Annotated in this window: 14 protein-coding genes; all 14 read right to left on the bottom strand. The window is 32.4% G+C overall.

The genetic code is table 11. The annotated features are described in order from the left end of the window. Position 1: 1 nt before the first annotated feature. A complete protein-coding gene (locus BUC03_RS09320) occupies positions 2-694 on the bottom strand; it encodes an SCO family protein (RefSeq protein WP_073150818.1) in 693 nt (230 codons plus the stop codon). Further along, positions 691-1,338 (bottom strand): hypothetical protein, encoded by a 648-nt coding sequence (locus tag BUC03_RS09315; protein ID WP_073150816.1) that lies wholly within the window; start codon positions 1,336-1,338, stop codon positions 691-693. Before BUC03_RS09315 ends, BUC03_RS09320 begins: the two co-directional genes overlap by 4 nt. Before the next feature lie 85 nt (positions 1,339-1,423). Next, complete coding sequence (locus tag BUC03_RS09310; protein ID WP_073150813.1) at positions 1,424-1,789, bottom strand: cytochrome C oxidase subunit IV family protein; 366 nt, start codon at positions 1,787-1,789, stop codon at positions 1,424-1,426. Between the two features lie 19 nt (positions 1,790-1,808). Next, positions 1,809-2,792: a cytochrome c oxidase subunit 3 gene (locus BUC03_RS09305; protein WP_073150811.1), complete on the bottom strand. Its 984-nt coding sequence runs from the start codon at positions 2,790-2,792 to the stop codon at positions 1,809-1,811. A 45-nt stretch (positions 2,793-2,837) separates the two neighbouring features. After that, positions 2,838-3,419 carry a cytochrome c oxidase subunit 3 gene (locus tag BUC03_RS09300; RefSeq protein ID WP_073150808.1) on the bottom strand — a complete coding sequence of 194 codons (582 nt, stop codon included), beginning with the start codon at positions 3,417-3,419 and terminating at the stop codon, positions 2,838-2,840. Further along, positions 3,410-4,312: a heme o synthase gene (gene cyoE / locus BUC03_RS09295; protein ID WP_073150806.1), complete on the bottom strand. Its 903-nt coding sequence runs from the start codon at positions 4,310-4,312 to the stop codon at positions 3,410-3,412. Before cyoE ends, BUC03_RS09300 begins: the two co-directional genes overlap by 10 nt. 91 nt (positions 4,313-4,403) lie before the next feature. Then, positions 4,404-6,545, bottom strand: a complete 2,142-nt coding sequence (locus tag BUC03_RS09290) for a gliding motility protein RemB (protein ID WP_073150803.1) — start codon at positions 6,543-6,545, stop codon at positions 4,404-4,406. 72 nt (positions 6,546-6,617) lie between these two features. After that, complete coding sequence (locus tag BUC03_RS09285) at positions 6,618-7,352, bottom strand: energy transducer TonB (protein WP_073150800.1); 735 nt, start codon at positions 7,350-7,352, stop codon at positions 6,618-6,620. Between the two features lie 113 nt (positions 7,353-7,465). Continuing rightward, positions 7,466-8,197, bottom strand: a complete 732-nt coding sequence (locus BUC03_RS09280; RefSeq protein WP_073150798.1) for an energy transducer TonB — start codon at positions 8,195-8,197, stop codon at positions 7,466-7,468. 51 nt (positions 8,198-8,248) lie between these two features. Further along, the gene (locus BUC03_RS09275; protein WP_143159171.1) at positions 8,249-8,665 is read right to left on the bottom strand and encodes a VanZ family protein; all 417 of its coding nucleotides are present in this window, start codon (positions 8,663-8,665) and stop codon (positions 8,249-8,251) included. Beyond that, positions 8,631-9,011 (bottom strand): glycine cleavage system protein GcvH, encoded by a 381-nt coding sequence (gene gcvH / locus BUC03_RS09270; RefSeq protein WP_073150795.1) that lies wholly within the window; start codon positions 9,009-9,011, stop codon positions 8,631-8,633. The genes BUC03_RS09275 and gcvH overlap by 35 nt, the downstream gene beginning before the upstream one ends. A gap of 27 nt (positions 9,012-9,038) precedes the next feature. Then, entirely contained in the window at positions 9,039-16,277 is a 7,239-nt protein-coding gene (gene sov / locus BUC03_RS09265) for a T9SS outer membrane translocon Sov/SprA (RefSeq protein WP_073150793.1), read from the bottom strand. Between the two features lie 4 nt (positions 16,278-16,281). Further along, positions 16,282-16,866, bottom strand: coding sequence for a Holliday junction branch migration protein RuvA (gene ruvA, locus BUC03_RS09260; protein ID WP_073150790.1), 585 nt, complete (start codon positions 16,864-16,866; stop codon positions 16,282-16,284). Positions 16,867-16,954: 88 nt separating this feature from the next. Next, positions 16,955-19,252 carry an NADP-dependent malic enzyme gene (locus tag BUC03_RS09255; RefSeq protein WP_073151035.1) on the bottom strand — a complete coding sequence of 766 codons (2,298 nt, stop codon included), beginning with the start codon at positions 19,250-19,252 and terminating at the stop codon, positions 16,955-16,957. Between the last annotated feature and the right edge of the window lies 1 nt (position 19,253).

Here is a 19,253-nt window from a genome sequence, read left to right as displayed (position 1 = left end):
ACTACAACAGGATATTAATATCTTCTTTTAACATTTTTAAATCGTCTTCTTCTAAACCATTATAAGCTATAATTGGATTACCAAATTGATCTAACCTAGAACGCAAATAACCTTCTTGATCAATTAAAGCAAAATAACCTGAGTGCTGAAAATTACCTTTTTCTGCATCATCTTCTGCTACATATAGATTAAAACCTTGGTTTGCTAACTCATAAATTTTCTCTCTATCTCCAGTTAAAAAATGCCAATTAGGGTTTTTAATTTTATACTTTTCTTTATAAGCTTTTAAAACCTCTGGAGTATCATTTTCTGGATTTATACTAAAAGAAGCAATTGCAAAATTTGGATTAGCTCTAAACTTTTTTTGAAGATGAACTAAGTTGTCTGTCATTTTAGGACAAATTGTAGGGCAGGTTGTAAAGAAAAATTCTACAACATATACTTTCCCTCTCAAATCTGAATTTTGAATTGTGTCTGCATTTTGATTTACAAATTTAAACGGAGGTACTTTCGCTTTTTCTCCATTTAAAACAATGTAAGATAAATCACCATTAGCAGTATTTTCGTTCTGATTAAGTCTATCATTTTTTACAACTTCATTATTTGCTGCCCTCTCTACTATTTTTGGAACCACAATTACTCCAAACAACAGTATAATAAATGCTAAACCTATGTATGAATATTTCTTTTTCATTTTAACGCGTCATTTTTATTATACTTTTTCAAGGCTAATCTATATTCTGCTAAAATAACTTTTATATCATCTGTCATAGCGTTAGTTAAATCCGCTACTGATGCAGTATTATAACCATACCTAACTGGCTCATCACCTTCTGCAGGGCGACCACGAAGACTCATATTTTTATCTATAATAAAGCAATAATCTGTTGCACTATTACTATTCAGTTTAATATTAGTACCTAAACTACTATAAAATTGATTTATTTGAGATGTAGTACCAAAAACAAAATTCCATTTTTTTACATCTATGGTAGTACCTAATTCTCTTAACAAAGCTTTAGCTTGATCTTGAAAACCGTCTTCTGCAATTACCACAAATTGAAAATCTTCAAAATTGTAGTTTTTATCGTAAATTTTCTCATTTAAGTTAAAGGCACTTCCTGCTTTCGCATCTATATCACTACCGTAAACAGACAATACTGTAATTTTGTTTTTTAAAGTTACTGTATCTCCTTTGAGTGTTTGAAACTGAGAAACATCTAAAACATCTTTGGTAAGAACAGGTAATTTTGCAAAATTATTTACTCCCGAAGAGAAAAACAAATAGGCTACTATAGGAAGAATAAAAAGCACACCTAACACTAAAAATTTTTTCATTACCTAGTCATTGTAATTGAGTTACAAAAATAAAAAAAGACGGTTTAATAAACCGTCTTTTTTTATTTTTAACTTATATATTTTTTTAGAAATCCCAAGCAATATAACCGTTCTTATATACTTCAAATACATAGTCACCTTCTGTAAGCAAAATAAAAGTTAAATATGCAATTAAAAATATTACAGTCCATACTACAGATCTTCTTAATCCTTTAGCTTCATGCTCCATATGCATAAAGGCCCAAGTAATATAATATGCTTTCACAATTGTTAATACTATAAAAATCCAATTTAATAGACTCATATAGATAAGTGTAGTTTTTACTAAACTTTCTGGTTTAATAATACCTAGAATAACTTCTACTAAGGTTATTACAGATAATATAGCAAATACCGTCCAAATTCTTTTTAATGGAGAGTGTTTATCGTGTGTTGAAGCTTCGTGTGCCATCTCTTTAAACTCTTTTGAATTAAACTAAATAGAAGAATGTGAATACAAAAACCCATACTAAATCAACAAAGTGCCAGTATAGACCTACTTTCTCTACCATTTCATAACTTCTTCTTCTCTCATAAGTTCCAATAATTACATTAAAAAATATGATGATATTGATAATTACTCCTGTTAAAACGTGAAAACCGTGAAAACCAGTAATAAAAAAGAAAAAGTCTGCAAATAATGGTGCTCCATACTCGTTACGAGTTAGGTTAGCTCCTTCTACCACTCTTACTGCCTGGTTATTTATCACCGCAAGAGACTCTTCTCTAGACAAAATAGTTTTTGCTCCATTTTTATCTAATTTTTGAGTTCTTACTAAATAGTTGCTATCTTGAAAACCAGCTTTAATTTCATCTATAGAATAAGTAGTTAAAGAGGCTTCATCTGAAACAAACCATAAACCGTTTTTAGCTTCGTGCTCTACACGATCTTCTGGTAAAACTTTAGCTACTTTATCTAAAGCAACTCTTTTACCATTATTATCTATAAATTGAATAATTTGACCACCTGCAGTTTCTACAGCTCCATACTCACCTTTAATAAAGTTTTTCCACTCCCAAGCTTGAGAACCAACGAAGATTGCTCCACCAATAATGGTTAAAAACATGTAAAGAGTTACTTTACTCTTTTTCATTTGGTGACCTGCATCTACAGCTAATACCATAGTTACAGATGAGAAAATTAAAATAAACGTCATTAACGCTACATAATACATAGGAGCATCTACCCCATGCATAAACGGAAAGTGATTAAACACCTCATCTGCGATAGGCCAAGCGTCTATAAATTTAAATCTTGAAAAACCGTAGGCAGCAAGAAACGCTGAAAAAGTTAAAGCATCAGACGTGATAAAATACCACATCATCATCTTACCATAGCTAGCTTTTAGTGGAGATTTAGAACCTCCGCCCCAAGTTTTACCTTCGGTACCTGTTCTTACAACAGTAGCTTCCATAAAGAGAAATTATTGTTAAATATTAAGCAAAAATAGTTATTTTTCTTATCTAATAAAATATAAAAACAAAAACAGTATTATCCACAGTACATCTACAAAATGCCAAAATATCGCACCGAGTTCTAATCCAAGCATTTGCCCTACTTTATAACGCTGTTTAAAATGATTATAAATTAGAACTAAAAGAACAATTAAACCTGCAATTACGTGCGCTATATGAGCCATTACTATTAAATACACAAAAGTTGTAGTAATAGAACTTGCATTACCAGTAAAATAATAACCGTCTGCTAAAATTTGCTGAAAACCAACAAACTGCATTATTACAAATATACTTCCTAAAACAAAAGTAGCCAACAAAAAAATAGAAGTATTACTTCTGTTACCCTTTTTTAAAAAATTTTTCGCAAAACGTAATGTTACACTACTAAGTATGATAACCAAAGTACTCCAAATAAATGAAGATGGAATTTGAAAATCACTAATCCAATCTGGTCTATTTCTACTCACCAAATAACCACTCGTTATACCTGCAAACATCATTGCCATACTTATTATAGCAAACCACATCATCATTTTTTTAGATCTTTCAATCTTCTCTGCCTCTGTTCCTTTCGTTAAATCCATGCTCTAATAAATTTATCTAAAACGTAAATAATTTGTAATAAAGTTATATATGTAACACTAGCAAACATAAGCTGTCTAGCTGTTTTTTCATCTCTTTTCTTATAAAGTTGTACTGCATATTTCAGCATTAATAAACCTAGCAGAAATATAAAAACTGCCGAAACTGGTGTTAAAAACAACTTTCCTGTTTGTCCAGTTACTGGTACTAATGAAATAATTATAGTCCAAATTGTGTAAAGCACTATTTGAATAGCTGTCCCTTTATCTCTTTTACCAGTAGGAAGCATAAAAAAACCTCCACGCTCATAATCTTTATAAAGCCACCAACCTAATGCCCAAAAATGTGGAAATTGCCAAAAAAACTGAATCATAAACAACGTACCCGGCTCAATACTAAAATCGTTGGTAGCAGCTACCCAACCTAACATAAATGGAATGGCCCCAGGAAAAGCACCTACAAAAACTGAAAGTGGTGTTTTTGTTTTTAAAGGAGTATAAACAGCAACATATAATACAATAGAAATTGCACCAAACATTGCAGTAATAGGGTTAATAGTATACAAAACCCCTACGCCTAATACCGTAAAGACAGAAGCGATGATTAACGCCTTAGTAACAGACATTCTACCTGACGGGATAGGACGATTTTTAGTTCTATCCATCAACGCATCTAAATCACGTTCTATTACTTGATTAAATGCATTAGAAGCACCTACCATTAAGTAACCTCCCACTGCTAAAAGTAATACTGTTACAAAATCTACTACATCTGCCCCTAAAAAATATCCTGCTACAGAAGAAAAAACAACACTTACTGCCAAGCGCATCTTTGTGATTTCTTTAAAATCTGAAGTAATATTTACGTGAGTATTTTCGGCTGAAACTTTATTCAAGAGAATTGTATTTTGCGCGTGCAAAGATACTGTTAAAAACCCTTTTTACAAGGCAGAAATTCAGGTTATTATTGTATTTAACTTTTGTAGACTAAAAATCATAGTACCAATTAAATAAATCTGTTCTAAAACCAAAGTTTATCCAACTAGTATTATTTTGAAAATTATAGTTTACATTTTCTAAATCTGCACTAATATTTCTATTAATAAAATTTGCATACACTTTTAAATTAGTTGCAGGATTTACAATATAACCTAACTCTATTTCTCCATACAAAAAATCGGCTGCATTCCCTTGAAAAAGCGCATTTCCGTTATCAGAAATTCTATTTTCATCGTTTCCATAAATATCACTTCCGTAAAAAGGATCTAAATCTTCTTCTAATTCAAAACCTCTTTTACCAACAATAAATTTAAGATGTCCGTAAAATCGATCTTTTTTATATCTAGCAATAGCTATTACCTCTCTAAAATTGGCACCCCATAAATGCGCTAGAGATTGATTATTATGACCGTAATTTAAGGTGATTTCGTTATGAGAATAGGTATATGGCCTTACTTGATTAAATTCTACCTGAAAATAAAGGTTATCTACATTAAATGCATTAAAATATTTTAAACCTAATTGATAGCCTATTTTATTTTTATAACTCTGCTGCCCTCCAAAAATATCACTAGAAGAAAATTCATCAATAATTAATTGTCCGTAAGTATTAAAGTGATTACTCCATTTATACTTACCTGTTAACCCTATTAAAGCATTACCTCCACGAGACCCTGTAGAAAACTCTATTGCTCTGTAAAATATTACAGGATTTAAATAATTTAAATCAAAACCTCTTTCATTATCATTTTCCCAAATAACAGACTCAAACAAACCTATATTTAGTCTTTTGGTAACATTATAACTTAAGTAGTGATTAGCCACATATTTTGTTCTGAAAGAACCACTTTCTGTAACTTCTGGACGCACATCACGCATAGACATCCAGGTATTTGTATATTTTAACTTCCAAAAAGAAGTATTCATTTTAAAAAAAGGATACGGACTTGCTACATCACTCAATAATAAAGAACGATAACCATCACCTATAAAGTTTTTACCATGCCCAAATTGAAAATTGAAATGTTTACTTGGGCTATACGAAAGGTAACCCTCTGCTACAGGGTAATCATAATCACCATCAAAATCTTTAGCAATACCTCTACCTGGTATTATAGCAGGATTACCTCCATCTGGTTTAATAGATTCTGCATATTGATTAAAATATTGAGCAAATCTACCTTGACTTTCGTAAACACTTGCGAAAAAATTTAAATTTTCCCCTATTCCTCCTTGTATAACTGCCGCTCTTGTATTGTTGTAAGTAGAGTTAAAATCTGCATCAAAATCTTTTCCTATTTGCAAGTCTGCCGCTACATCTGCCACCAACCAATAATCTTCTGCTTGTAATTGCACCAAGTGCTCATTAAAAAACTTTCTTCCAAACCAAGAATTTACTTTATAGTCTAGCTCTTTATTTTTCTGTTCAAAATCATAATAAGGCTTTACATCTGAATACAAAAAAGGCTTAGACGCCGTATGAGCATTGGTACCCACCACATTCATTTCATCATCAAACCTGTTATAAACTTCATGTGAAAATGGAATATTAACATGGCTAGCAAATTGCTTGTTAGTATAATCTACCAAAGAGTTACCTACACTATCAAATTCTTTAGCTAATGGATTAACTTTTTCTACTTTATAAGTTCGTTTAGCCTGATCCCTTTTTAGCTTAGAAGTATTATTTACAATTACTTTTCTATCAATTTCTGAAGCAACATTTTCATCTAAAGGAATATAAATTGGCATTCTAAACTGCATGAAAATAGCGTTGCCATTATAGCTTGCAGGTTTTACTTTTGGCAATTGAGCAAAAACACGCTCAACCTCTGTTATTAACTCTTTATAACTAGTATCTATATAAATTATTTTGAAATCACCCTCAGGCGTCACCTCAAACAAAACCGTCATTTTACCACGATAATCGTCTTGTTTTACTACTTCTGGCAATAAAAGGTTAGACACCACGTGTGACTTGACATGAGTATAAAAACAATCTTCTTGCAAAGCATATTCTACATTTTCACACGCAGCAAAAACAGGAAATCTCTCATCTTCTTGCAATGTATTTTGGGAAAAAACATTTAAGCACAAAAAAGCACCCAAAATAACAGGTAAAATTCTCATATCAATAAATTTATTAATGTGCGAAAGATACGTTGTTATTTTGAATGCAAAAAATGAGTTAATCGAGCAATCTTAATTTATATTTAAAGAAATTGGCAGGGTGTAATTTACACTCACCGGTTGTCCATTTTGTTTTCCTGGTTTCATTCTAGGTAAAAGTTTAATTACTCTTACCGCTTCCTCTATTAGTTCTTGATTTTTAGAAATTGCTTTGATATCTACAATTTCACCCGTATCACTTACTGTAAAGTTTACATATATATTCTGTTTTCCTTTCAAATCTAAATTACTAGCTATGTTACCATTAAACTTTTTAGCAACTATTTTTTTTACTTTTGAAGAAAAACATTCTATTTGCTCATTTCTTGTTGAAAAATTTTCACAACCAGGAAATACAGGTACTTCAGAAACAAACTTTATACCCATAGGTTTAGATACAACAGGTAAGTCTTCTATAAAATCGTCGTCTGGATCTTCTAAATCTAATTTTTTATTATCTATTTGGCCTGTAGCTTTCTTTTTAAAAATCTCATCTACTAAATCTTTCTCGTTAGCTTTTTCAGGGATTATTTTACTTGAAGATTTTTTTTGATGTGTCTTTACTGATGTGGTTTTAGGAAAAATAACTTTTTGATTGAAACTTTTTTCCATTTTAAAAACATCTGAAACTACAGCTTTATCATTATACTTAACTTCTTTAGAAGTTTGCTCAATAAAAAATAACACTAAAACTAATGTTACAATTAAACCTATTTGAAAATAAATAAGCTTACTAGACGCGGTTGGTTTTTTGTTAAAATTGTTCATAATAGCATAATTTATAGTTAATTACAATAGACAATACAGCTATTATGCCAAAAATGAAAACAAAAAAAACCTTCAAGCAATGCTTGAAGGTTTTATATACTTATTAAGATATATTAATCTTGTACCTGAAAAACAATTGGTAGTGAGTATAATACCCCAACAGCTTTACCACGTTGTTTACCTGGAGTCATACTAGGTAACATATTTACTACACGCTCAGCTTCTCTTTGAAGTCTAGGGTGTGGTGCTCTTGCTTGAACTCCAACAATATTACCTTTATGATCAATTTTAAATCTTACGTAAACTCTGTTAATACCACTTAGCCCAAGTTCTGCACCAAGATCTGTATTAAATTTACTGTTTACAAAATCTTTAATTTTATCACTCATACAAGTTTTACGCTCTGCGTTAGACTTATACTTTTCACATCCAGGGAAAATAGGCACATCTTCAATAGCTGTAAATGGAACGTCTGCAATAGGCTCATCATCTGAGATTGTTGCAACTTCTGCAACTTCTACAATCTCTGGCGGCTCTTCTGTCACCTCTGTAGACTCAATTACTTCTTCTTCAATTTCCACATCATCTTCAACTACCTCGATTACCTCTGGTGCTGGTGGTGGCGGTGGCGGTGGTGGCGGTGCATCTGGAGGCATCACCATTGTTACTTCTTCTTCCTCTGCAAGCTGATCAAACTGAACAACTTCTTGTTCAATTTCTGCTTTCTCATAGGTTTTCCACTCGATAGCCCTCCATACGAAAAGGAGCATTAAAATAAGACCAAGTTGAAAGTATAGCACGCTATTCTTTCTCATGTCTTTACTAGGATTCTTTTTTGGTTCCATAATTTGTTATTATCGGATTGCTAAAGTAATTATTTTTTATAAAAATCTAAATTATAATTTGTTTTTAACTTTTTTTAATTGCTTTTTCATCATTAAAATAACAAAAAAAGCAACAGTAACACCTATTGAGTTTGCTAAAACATCTAAACTATCAATAGTTCTATAGGTTGTTAATTTGTCTTGTAGTACTTCAATAAAAATGCCAAAAGCAATAATTAACAAACAAATTACCGTTAAAGATTTTATTTGCACCAATTTCCAGCTTTTACTACTAAAATAATATACATACCAAATTATAGTTAAACCAAAATATGCAATTGCGTGCATATACTTATCTGAATTATCAAATTTGGGGGTTGGCATATTATCTAAACGCATTAAAGAAAGTAATAGAATAATTGCCGTATAACTTAGTGCAAAAAATAAAGTTTGCTTAGGCGCCAATAAGTTCTTTGTAAGCACTTTCATCTAAAAGATCTTCTACTTCTGCAGGGTTAGAAATTTTAATTTTAATCATCCAACCGTCTCCGTAAGGATCTGTATTTACATTTTCTGGCTCATCTTCTAAAGCTTCATTAAACTCTATAATTTCTCCTGAAAGTGGTAAAAATAAATCAGACACTGTTTTTACAGCTTCTACAGTACCAAAAACCTCTTCTCTATCTAACTCTTCATCTACTGTTTCTACTTCTACATAAACGATATCACCTAATTCTCCTTGTGCAAATTCTGTTATACCTACAGTAGCTATATCGCCATCAATTTTTACCCACTCGTGATCTTTTGTGTATTTTAAGTCTTTTGGAGCTCCCATATTTTTGATTTTTTAAGTTGTTATTATTTAATTTCCAAAGTTATATCTTAACGTTATTCCCGATGTAATGGTTGTTTGCGGAAATGCTGTTGAAACTGCATATTCTGAAAAAATATGATCATAATAAAATATAGCCGTTAAATTTTTAGACAATGCATAATCTGTAGTAAAATTAAAAGACCAAAGATCTTGCCCTGCTGTTGTCTGGCTATTATTTGTGTCCAAATATCGTATTATTGTTTGGTTTCTCCTAAAAGAAAAGTCTAGTTTAAAATTTAAATCACTGCTTAAAACTCTTGGTTGCCCGCCAATACGTGTAGGTATTTTTAAATCTTTTACTCGGTAACCTAAACCTAAAGTATATTGATCTCCCTGAACTTCAGTCAATAAATCATTATCAAAACTTAAAGACAATGCTCTATCTTTTCTTATTTCTGCCAAAACAGATACTGAATTTTTTAATTCCATATCTACTTTAATTAGTGGGGTAAATTGCTCTACTAAATTTATAGTAGAAATAAGAAATTCATTTTTAAAGTTTCCTGATTGGTCTTTATTTAATTCGCTATATGGTGCGTTTCTATCGTAATCTAAATTACTCTGAAATTGATTTACATTGTATACAGAGGAGTACCCGTGTTGCAAGCTTAGTCTTCTAAACCTGTCTTTAAACCACTTTATCCTCATTAATCCTGTATATTTAATATTCCAGTTTGGCAACGGAGTAGTTTTTTTAAATCCTAAACCAACATCATTTGCATCTTGCCCGCCGTAAGCTGACAGAAATGAAGGCAGCATTACTGCTTGGCTACTTTTACCAAACCCAATAGGGAAACCATCATCATCTAAGTTATCTGGATCTGTAATATCTATTCCTGCATTTTGAGCTAATCTATTTGCTATAGTAATTCTATTGTCTCTAAATTTCTCAAAAGTCTCAGAAAAACCTTGATCACTCTTTGCAAAAGCTGTCCCTATCATTATGTTGGTAATACTAAAACTACCATAAGTGTTAGAGCTAAGCGATCTATACTGCAAGTCATCTGTATTTACCACATAGTTTTCTGTATATGTTTCAGAATAGGTTCTATTTGCATTAAGATCAATAGTTAAATCTGGTAATAAATCTATTTGTGATTGTAGAGATAAGGTTTTCATTTCGTTCTCTACATATTGTTCGTTATAATCTTGATAAAGAGTTAACCAACCATTAGATGCTGCTATCTCTCTAACATCTGCCTGACTACCAAACACAAAGGCGGTAGTTGGTTTTAAAGTACCCCCAAAACCTACATCGTTAGTGTACCCTGGAAGGTAAATACCATTTGTTTCTTGATAATTTGCTGTAATTCTTTTTACTGCTGTAGCTATACCTATTAAGGTATTTGTTGCTTTGTCTCCGACAGAAAGTTTATCTAAGGTTTCTTTTGTATCGTTATTTTTAGAAATTAATTTTTGACTAGATCTTGAAAAACCTAAACGATTACCCTGATTAGGAGATCTTCCTCTTGTGTTTTGCGGATCTGGTTTTTTCTTTAAACCTAAATAATTATATAGAGTTTTTAACTCGAACGTACTGTTTAATTGGTGCGTGTTAGAGTTTTGAATATCGTTACCAAGATCTGGAATATCTGTTAAACTATTATTTATTTCTGAACCTTTTTGCCACTGAAAGTTACCCGTATATGAATATTGTGTTTTTATAAACTCTAACAGTGGTATTTTATCAAAAGGTACATCATAATTTAATTGTAAACTTTGATAAAGTTGATTTGGATTTCCTAAATCAAAAAAGCCATCCCAAATACCTACTGTATTATCTTGCACATTATCATCGTTAATATAATTATTAACAATTCTGTTTGTAGAAGAATTAAACGTAAACCTCAACGACTCTGTTAAATTATGATTTACAGTATATTGCCAATCAAACGTATAATTTCTTTGGTACAAGGTTGGCAAACCTAACGAACCAGAAGTTAAATCTGTTTCTCTATATGTTTGCTCATCATAATCTCTATCTATATTAGAGCTAACAGATAAACTTGTTGGTAAAAGGTTTATATTAAAATCTTTAATAAACTTATAATACTCACTACTATCTAAGTACTTAATATTTTTAAAAGGTTCTATTTTAAAAGGCCTAAAACCATAACTATAAGTAGCCCCTAAACTCACGCTCTGAGACAAGTAATCTTCTACTTCAAAATCACGATGATCTACTTGATTATAAGTTCCTGAAAAAGCAAAATTTTCAATATCATAAGGCATTGGTTTTCTTTGCGGTTTTCCTGGTTTGGTTACTCTTTCTTTTCTTAACCCTATAACACTAACGCTTTGTGTTTTTGTATAATCTTCTGCTCGCTCCAACAATTCATCTTTGGTAGCTTCATCTGTTGCATTATCTAACAAGGTTTCTAACTCAATATCTAAATACTCCGGATCATATAATGGCGTCACCAACTCTTCCCCAATACTATAACTTAAAGGAACTTTTACCCCCCAAGTTTTAGGTAATAGTTGCCCTAAATTTAAATTAGTAGTTACATCATACTGTTGAGAATCTTCTAAGCTCCTCTCTGAAGGACTTTGCTCTACACCCCCAAAACCTATAGTACTTTTACTACCTGAGGCAGAAACATTTGCAAAATCTGCAAAATTAGTATCTAAACTTAACACAGCGGCCCAACCCCCTTGGCTTTTTAATTCTGATAAACGAAGCTCGTTAAACCAAACTTCTCCAGAAGCTTCTGTATCTCCAGTATTTTTAACCCCTAACATAATTAACCTTATGTCTCCATAAGTTGGATTTCCTTTAATACCTACTCGCAATTCTCCTAAATTATTAGAGGTAGACGGACTTAAATCTGAAGTAAAAAAGTTTAAATCTGCACTGCTATACGCTTGACTACCTAATACCAGTGATTTTATTTCTTGCAAAAGTGATAGTGATAAATCTAAATTATTTTCTTCTGGCCAAACATCTAATGAGGCGGTAGAATTAGCTTCACTAATCGTTAAAGGAATTTCTATTTGATAAAAGTTATCTGTAAAATCTGACCCCATTCTTATAAACGCAGTTAAATCTCCGTCTTCTAAAGTTGCAGCAGGTGCAGGTAAACTTTCGGCATGTAAAAACATTTCTAAGTTTTCATACTGACGCATATCTACTTGAAAACTCTTATAAACACCTCTAGAATCTCCCGGATCTAACCCTGTAACCGTAAGAGATAGCGATTGCTCATCTTCACGAATAGTTTGATTATTATTAATAAGTTCTTCTCTAACAACACCAGGAGGGGTTACATAATCTGAAGTTTGCTCTTCACTTACCGCAGTTACATCTAACTCTGTACCAGGTGTAGATTCTGGATCTGTACCATCTGGCACAATAGCTTCTGTATAGCTTTTATAATCTCCCCTTACTAAATTTAAAGCTCCTAAACGTAAAACCACATCATCTGCAAAATCTGCCAAATACATCCTCATAAATCTCACAGATCTTAAATCTGAAATACCATTTACTGAATACTCACTATTGGTACTTAATGGTACTTTAAACTGAACCCATCTTACATCTATAGATTCTCCATTTTGCATAGTTGTAGTTACCGTTTTAACATCGGTAATATAATCTTCATCAATACCAGTGATAGAACTTGTATTATTATCTACACTCATATTTCTAAATACAGGCACTTCGTATTCAAAATAGCTATCAATAGTATTCATTGTATTATCTCTATTGATATCTTCTACAGAAGGCACTGTGCTATTTCCTCTATCATCGTCTTCTACATCTGTAGGAGAATTACCCTGCGAACCATTATAGTTATAGTAACGCTCTAAAACATTTCCTTCTTTTGCTAAATAATACTCGTAATTATCGTTAGCAGGGTCTTCTAAATTTGCAAAATCAGGAAATTTGGTTGCTTCTTCTGCATCACTTAAACCATCAAAACCAATATCTTGGTTATCTCTCTCTGCATCTTCAGAATCAAATGCATATACTAGTGATTGGCTAGAAGGAACTTTACCGTAATCTGTCTCTATGGTAGAATCTGTTGAGCCATCTACAGGTAAACCATTTTCATATTGTTTTCTCCCGTCTTTTAAAATATCTTCAGAAATACTACCAAAGTTTAAAACTACTTTCCCTTGATCTACATTTTGATTTTCATCATAAATAAAAGGGTCCATCACCCAAAATTCTACAAACTCTACGTTAGACTGTTCAAAATCTGTAGTAGTCATTCCTCGCATAATTCCTGCAAAATTTTCACTAGGATTAAGCAAATCATTAGTTCCTGCAGAAGTAGGGTTAAAATTGTAAGGCCCACGTTGCGTAGGGTAATAAGCCATATCTAACGTATATATCACTTGGGCTTGCCCTTCTACCACATCTGTATTTGGGTAAATTTCATCTATATACACACGTCTTGTAGCGTAAGTAGACATATCATCATCACTAACACCAGATGGGCGTGAGTCTGTATAAAATACTGGATCTACTGTGTACCAATTTAAATGAGCTCTCTTATAGTTTACAGCCAAATCATTATTTGAGTATTCACCACCATAACCTACCGGCACACTTGACAAGTACCAAGATAACGGGCTTAATAAAGAAATTGCTGTTTGTGAAGCTTCAAAATCATCTATATAACTTGTAGTTTCTCCATCAAAATCATCTCCCGAAGGCGAACCTGGTTGTAGGTAAGCAAACTCTCCTCTTATAGAAAAATTAGACTCAACATCTGTATCTATGTTAGGAAGCTTATTTACTAACCTAGTAAAAAACGGCACTTCTGTAGCGTAATTAAAATTTAAACCATAGATACTGTTGTTAATAGACTCATACCCATAATTTGATTTTTGCGTAGTTGGCCTTTCGTTTAAGTTTACATAGGTTGCCCCTACTATAAAATTTTCATTAAATTGGTGTTGTACATCTAATGCTGTATATCTTTTTGTTTGCTGACCAAAAAGAGCATTATTCTCTGTAGAAGCTTGAATTACCGCATCTGAAGCTAACAAAGCTTCATCTAAAATTGTCACTGTACCTAATTGGTAATCTACCGTATAGTCTATCCCTTCTTGCAGCTCAATACCTCCTGCAGTTACTGTTACAGAACCTTGCGGAATATTAAAAGCACCTAATGATATTCCGTTTTCTCCAGAAGAAGTATAACTTCCTTCTAATTTAAACTTATTTTTATCTGCATCTTCCTGTTCTGCAGCTGTTTTTGTAGTAGCATATAATGACCTAAAAACGTATTTTTCTTGATTTTCATTATATGTACTTTCATCGTCGTAATCTTCAGAACCTCCATTTGGCGTATTATCTAACTTATTAAATAAATACTCTCCAAACGGCTCTACCGTGGTAAATATAATTCTACCATTTTCTACATCAATAGTTTGACCTGCTACGAAGTCAAAAAAACCATCTCCGCCAACTACAGGATCTCTATTTGTATTTAAGTTATCTAAATTAAAAACTCTTAACAAATTAGTTTCTTGCACATCACTTGGCAGCGGTGTAGACCCTTCTGGTTTAATGTAATTTAATGATTCTGGATCTGAGTATAAAATTCTAAATTCAAAATTATCTTCTTCTAATTGATAAGCTCCCAGGCTGTAGATGTTCTTCATCATTAAATCCCAAACAGGCTCATTTACGTTAGTTATAGTGCTTTTAAGCATTTTTACAACTAAATTTTGAGTTACTGTTACGTCTCCCGTACTACCAGTTGCTGTAGTGGTTGCCTCTACACCATCATTAGCAAATTCTCCTACTTGATATACCTGCCCGTTTACAGTGTATTGATACGCTACTGCTAAAATTTCATCATCACTTATTGTTTGGTTTAAAGAGATATAACCTAAGTCTGAATACAATGTATATTCATTAGAAGATAATTGCCTAGCATTTTCTAGCTTTACATAATCTATCCCTTCACTTACTTCACTGGAGTGAACACCAAAACCTTGATCTACCGTAGCAATATCTCTTATTGCAGAAGTTAATGCAGTTTGTTGCGGCCCACTAATACCTAAAGGGTTAAAATCGTTATTTGCATTACTTGGGTAAGAACCTTCAGCTACATTTACAAAGCCTGCAAAAGAAGAAGAGTTGTTAGGATCTCCATTAGCATCTAATAAAACTCCGATATTTTCTGAAGTAGACTCTCCTAAATCTTGAATTGCTACAATATTTCTTGCATCTGTTAATGCATCTGTAGTATTGGAAGTGTTTGTTACCCAAATTTGAACTTTAGTTACTTGTATATTACTCGCTATAAAAGGGTAATTTGCTAAAGCATCATTATACTGATCTCTAAAATAATGAGATAGAAAAAAGTGCTTATTAGAATCATAATCTAAGATAAATTTTTCAAATTCTTCTACAGACCCGCCTCCTTGTATTGTTGTTGTTGTTCTTTCTGAATTTTGTTCTGAAAAAACTCCAGTAATAGTAGTTTTACCAAATTGCAATTCTGTTTTTACTCCAAATAAACTTTGAGAACCATCAATTAAAGAATTGGTAATCGGCATACTCACGTTACCAACTTCAATTTTTCTTACAATATCATCTTCATCTGGTGTATATTCTAGCTTGATTTGATTTTGAAAATCAAATGTAGATTCTGTATCGTAATTTGCAGTAACCTGTAAACGCGTACCTACTGTACCTAATAAGCTTAAACTAATTCTTTGATCAAAATCAAAAGTTAAGCTACTTCTATTTCTAGGTGATAGGGACGGGTTATCTTGTTTTGAATAAAGAACTCCTAAATCTACCTCTACAGAACCTTGCGGAATAACTTCTATTTCTGAGCCTCCAAAAACAGATTCAAAAAATTGATTATCTACATAAAATATTGGCAATAAATTTTTCTGTTGTGCTTCTGCTTCTTTATCTCTACCAGAAAGAGCGTCAGATTTTTCTTTAAAATACTCTTTCATTCGCTCTTCAAGAACCAACTCTTGGTATTCTTCTCGCGTAAGCATCATTGGGTAAGAGACGTTTACATCTCCTATCATTTCTGTATACAGGTAACGATCTAAAACAGGATCGTATGTATATTTAGAAACTATACTATTAGGGTTTTGCATTTGAATTTGCCCTAATCGATATCCTGTTTTTGTTGAATCTTGTTCGGTCTCACTTTCTTCTTCTTGAGAAAAAGCGCTTACCGTCGCTATAAAAAACGTAAGTGCAAATAAAGAAAAATTAAAATTGAAGAAGTTATTTTTTCTCAAGGTATTAAAGGTTTTTTAAGGCAAACTTTATAATTGTCTCAACTGAAGCTTCGGCGTCATTTTTAATAATTCTGCTTACTACTTTTTCAGATTGCTTTCTAGTATAACCTAAAGTTTCTAATGCAGATAACGCTTCTTCTTTGTGTGTATTGCGTGAAGACTTTACAATTTCATTAACATCTTCAGAAAATTCACTTAACTTATCTTTAAGATCTATAATAACTCGTTGAGCAGTTTTTGCTCCAATACCCTTTACACTCTGTATAATTGCCACTTCTTCTTGCGTAATTGCCTCTACTACTTGAAGAGGTGTTAAAGATGAAAGCATTGTTCTTGCAGTACTAGCACCAATACCAGAAACAGAAATTAGTTTTTTAAAAATTTCTCTTTCTGACTTTTGCATGAACCCAAACAGAGTATGTGCATCTTCTCTAACTTGTAGGTAGACGTAAATAAAAATATTTTCTTCTGCAGGAAGTTGTGAATAGGTGTTTAGTGAAATATTTAAAAAATACCCAACTCCATTGCATTCTACTGTAATATCCGTTGGGTTTTTCTCTACTAGTTTACCCTTTAGGTGTGAAATCATTTAGTTAAGTAAAAGTTAAAAATCCCCCAAATGTAGCGAAATTATTAAAATACTAAAATTAGCGACTATAGTTTAACAACATTATTACCTAAATCATCACAGGCAATGTTTTTTTCTTTTCTTTTTCTTGCGCATCTACTACAGATACAGCAGCCATATTTACCATTTCTGCAACGCTTGCTCCTAACTGCAAAATATGAGCTGGTTTATTTAACCCCATCATTATTGGCCCTATAGAATCTGTATTATTTAGCTCTTTAATTAATTTGTAAGTAGAGTTGGCAGAGTCTAGATTAGGAAAAACTAATGTATTTACTTTTCTACCTGCTAATTTTGAAAATGGGAATTTACTTTGAAGCATTTCTTTATTTAATGCAAAATCTACTTGTAACTCTCCGTCTACATTAATTTCTGGACAATACTGATGTAAATAAGATACTGCGTCTTTCACTTTAGTAGCATGCGGATCTTTAGAAGAACCAAAGTTTGCATATGAAATCATTGCAATTACAGGGTCTATACCAAACATTTTTGCGGTATGTGCTGTCATTTGTGTAATTCTGGCTAAATCTTTAGCATCTGGATCTATATTTATAGAAGTATCACTAATAAATAACGGACCTCTAGAGGTACTCATTAAATTGGTAGCCGCTATTCTAGAAACTCCTTTTGCCATACCTATAATCTCAAGCATAGGTCTTACAACACCAGGATAAGCTCTAGAATAACCTGTTAATAAAGCATCTGCATCCCCTTGCTTTACCATCATAGCTGCAAAATAATTACGCTGACGCATAAGTTTATGTGCATCTAATTGAGTAATTCCATTTCTTTTTCTAGCTTCCCAAAAACAGTTTCCGTATTTCTCTGTATTTTCTTTTTGATCGTCAGATTTTGGATCTATAATTTCTACTCCTTCTCCATCAAACTCTATCTCGTTCATTAACTCTAAAATCACATCTTTTCTTCCTAATAAAATAGGGATAGCAATTCCTTCATCGTTAACAATTTGTGCTGCTTTTAAAACATCTAGATGATCTGCTTCTGCAAAAACTACCTTTTTAGGGTTAATTTTAGCACGGTTAAGTAACAATCTTGTAATTTTATTATCACTTCCCATTCTCTCATAAAGCTCATCTTCATAACGTTGCCAGTCTTGTATTGGCTCTTTAGCCACACCACTATCCATTGCTGCTTTTGCTACTGCTGGCGGAACTACGGTAAGCAGTCTAGGGTCGAAGGGTTTTGGAATGATATAGTCTCTTCCAAAATTTAATTTTGTCTCTCCGTAAGCTATGTTTACTTGTTCTGGTACGCTTTCTTTGGCAAGATTAGCTAAAGCTTTAACCGCTGCCATTTTCATAGCTTCGTTAATTTTAGTAGCTCTTACATCTAAAGCCCCTCTAAATATAAATGGAAAACCTAAAACATTATTTACTTGATTTGGGTGATCACTTCTACCCGTTGCCATAATAATGTCTTCTCGTGTTTTTACTGCTAAATCGTATTCTATTTCTGGCTCTGGATTAGCCATTGCAAAAACAATAGGATTATTATTCATTGTTTTTAGCATCTCTGGTTTTAACACATTACCTACAGAAAGACCTAAAAACACATCTGCTCCATTAATAGCTTCCCCTAAAGAAGCATATTTTGTATCTATGGCAAAATCCATCTGAATATCAGACAAATCTTTACGATCGTGATGTAAAACTCCGTTTACATCAAACATCACTATATTATTTTTTGCTACTCCTAGAGAAACATACAGCTTTGCACACGCAATTGCTGCAGAGCCTGCTCCAGAGATTACTACTTTTACTTCATTTATTTTTTTATCTGCAATTTCTAACGCATTTAATAATGCTGCGGAAGAAATAATTGCTGTCCCGTGCTGATCGTCATGCATTACCGGTATATCTAGCTCTGCTTTTAACCTTCTTTCAATTTCAAAAGCTTCGGGTGCTTTAATATCTTCTAAATTTATACCTCCAAAAGTGGGAGCTATATTTTTAACGGTATTAATAAAATCGTCAATGTTTTTTGTATCTACTTCAATATCAAAAACATCTATATCTGCAAAAATTTTAAATAACAAACCTTTACCTTCCATCACTGGTTTTGATGCTTCTGGACCAATATCTCCTAATCCTAAAACAGCAGTACCGTTAGAGATTACAGCTACCAAATTACCTTTGGCTGTATATTTATAAGCGTTTTCTTTGTCTTTTGCTATTTCTAGGCAAGGCTCTGCAACTCCCGGTGAGTATGCCAACGCCAAATCTCTTTGCGTTGAATATTTTTTTGTTGGAACAACTTCTATTTTACCTGGCTTTGGTTTAGCGTGATAAACTAAAGCTTCCCTTCTTTTACGTTCGTTACTCATC

The sequence above is a fragment of the Mesonia phycicola genome (assembly GCF_900141885.1).
In the GTDB taxonomy this organism is placed as follows: domain Bacteria; phylum Bacteroidota; class Bacteroidia; order Flavobacteriales; family Flavobacteriaceae; genus Mesonia; species Mesonia phycicola.
This window is presented reverse-complemented; position numbering and strand designations above follow the sequence as displayed.

What these genes read in the sequence shown, in the direction of transcription:
- BUC03_RS09315 (WP_073150816.1), bottom strand. Translation starts at nt 1,338, where the DNA reads ATGAAAAAATTTTTAGTGTTAGGTGTGCTTTTTATTCTTCCTATAGTA.
- BUC03_RS09300 (WP_073150808.1), bottom strand. Translation starts at nt 3,419, where the DNA reads ATGGATTTAACGAAAGGAACAGAGGCAGAGAAGATTGAAAGATCTAAA.
- BUC03_RS09305 (WP_073150811.1), bottom strand. Translation starts at nt 2,792, where the DNA reads ATGGAAGCTACTGTTGTAAGAACAGGTACCGAAGGTAAAACTTGGGGC.
- gcvH (WP_073150795.1), bottom strand. Translation starts at nt 9,011, where the DNA reads ATGGGAGCTCCAAAAGACTTAAAATACACAAAAGATCACGAGTGGGTA.
- BUC03_RS09280 (WP_073150798.1), bottom strand. Translation starts at nt 8,197, where the DNA reads ATGGAACCAAAAAAGAATCCTAGTAAAGACATGAGAAAGAATAGCGTG.
- BUC03_RS09285 (WP_073150800.1), bottom strand. Translation starts at nt 7,352, where the DNA reads ATGAACAATTTTAACAAAAAACCAACCGCGTCTAGTAAGCTTATTTAT.
- BUC03_RS09310 (WP_073150813.1), bottom strand. Translation starts at nt 1,789, where the DNA reads ATGGCACACGAAGCTTCAACACACGATAAACACTCTCCATTAAAAAGA.
- BUC03_RS09255 (WP_073151035.1), bottom strand. Translation starts at nt 19,252, where the DNA reads ATGAGTAACGAACGTAAAAGAAGGGAAGCTTTAGTTTATCACGCTAAA.
- BUC03_RS09275 (WP_143159171.1), bottom strand. Translation starts at nt 8,665, where the DNA reads ATGAAAGTGCTTACAAAGAACTTATTGGCGCCTAAGCAAACTTTATTT.
- ruvA (WP_073150790.1), bottom strand. Translation starts at nt 16,866, where the DNA reads ATGATTTCACACCTAAAGGGTAAACTAGTAGAGAAAAACCCAACGGAT.
- BUC03_RS09290 (WP_073150803.1), bottom strand. Translation starts at nt 6,545, where the DNA reads ATGAGAATTTTACCTGTTATTTTGGGTGCTTTTTTGTGCTTAAATGTT.
- BUC03_RS09320 (WP_073150818.1), bottom strand. Translation starts at nt 694, where the DNA reads ATGAAAAAGAAATATTCATACATAGGTTTAGCATTTATTATACTGTTG.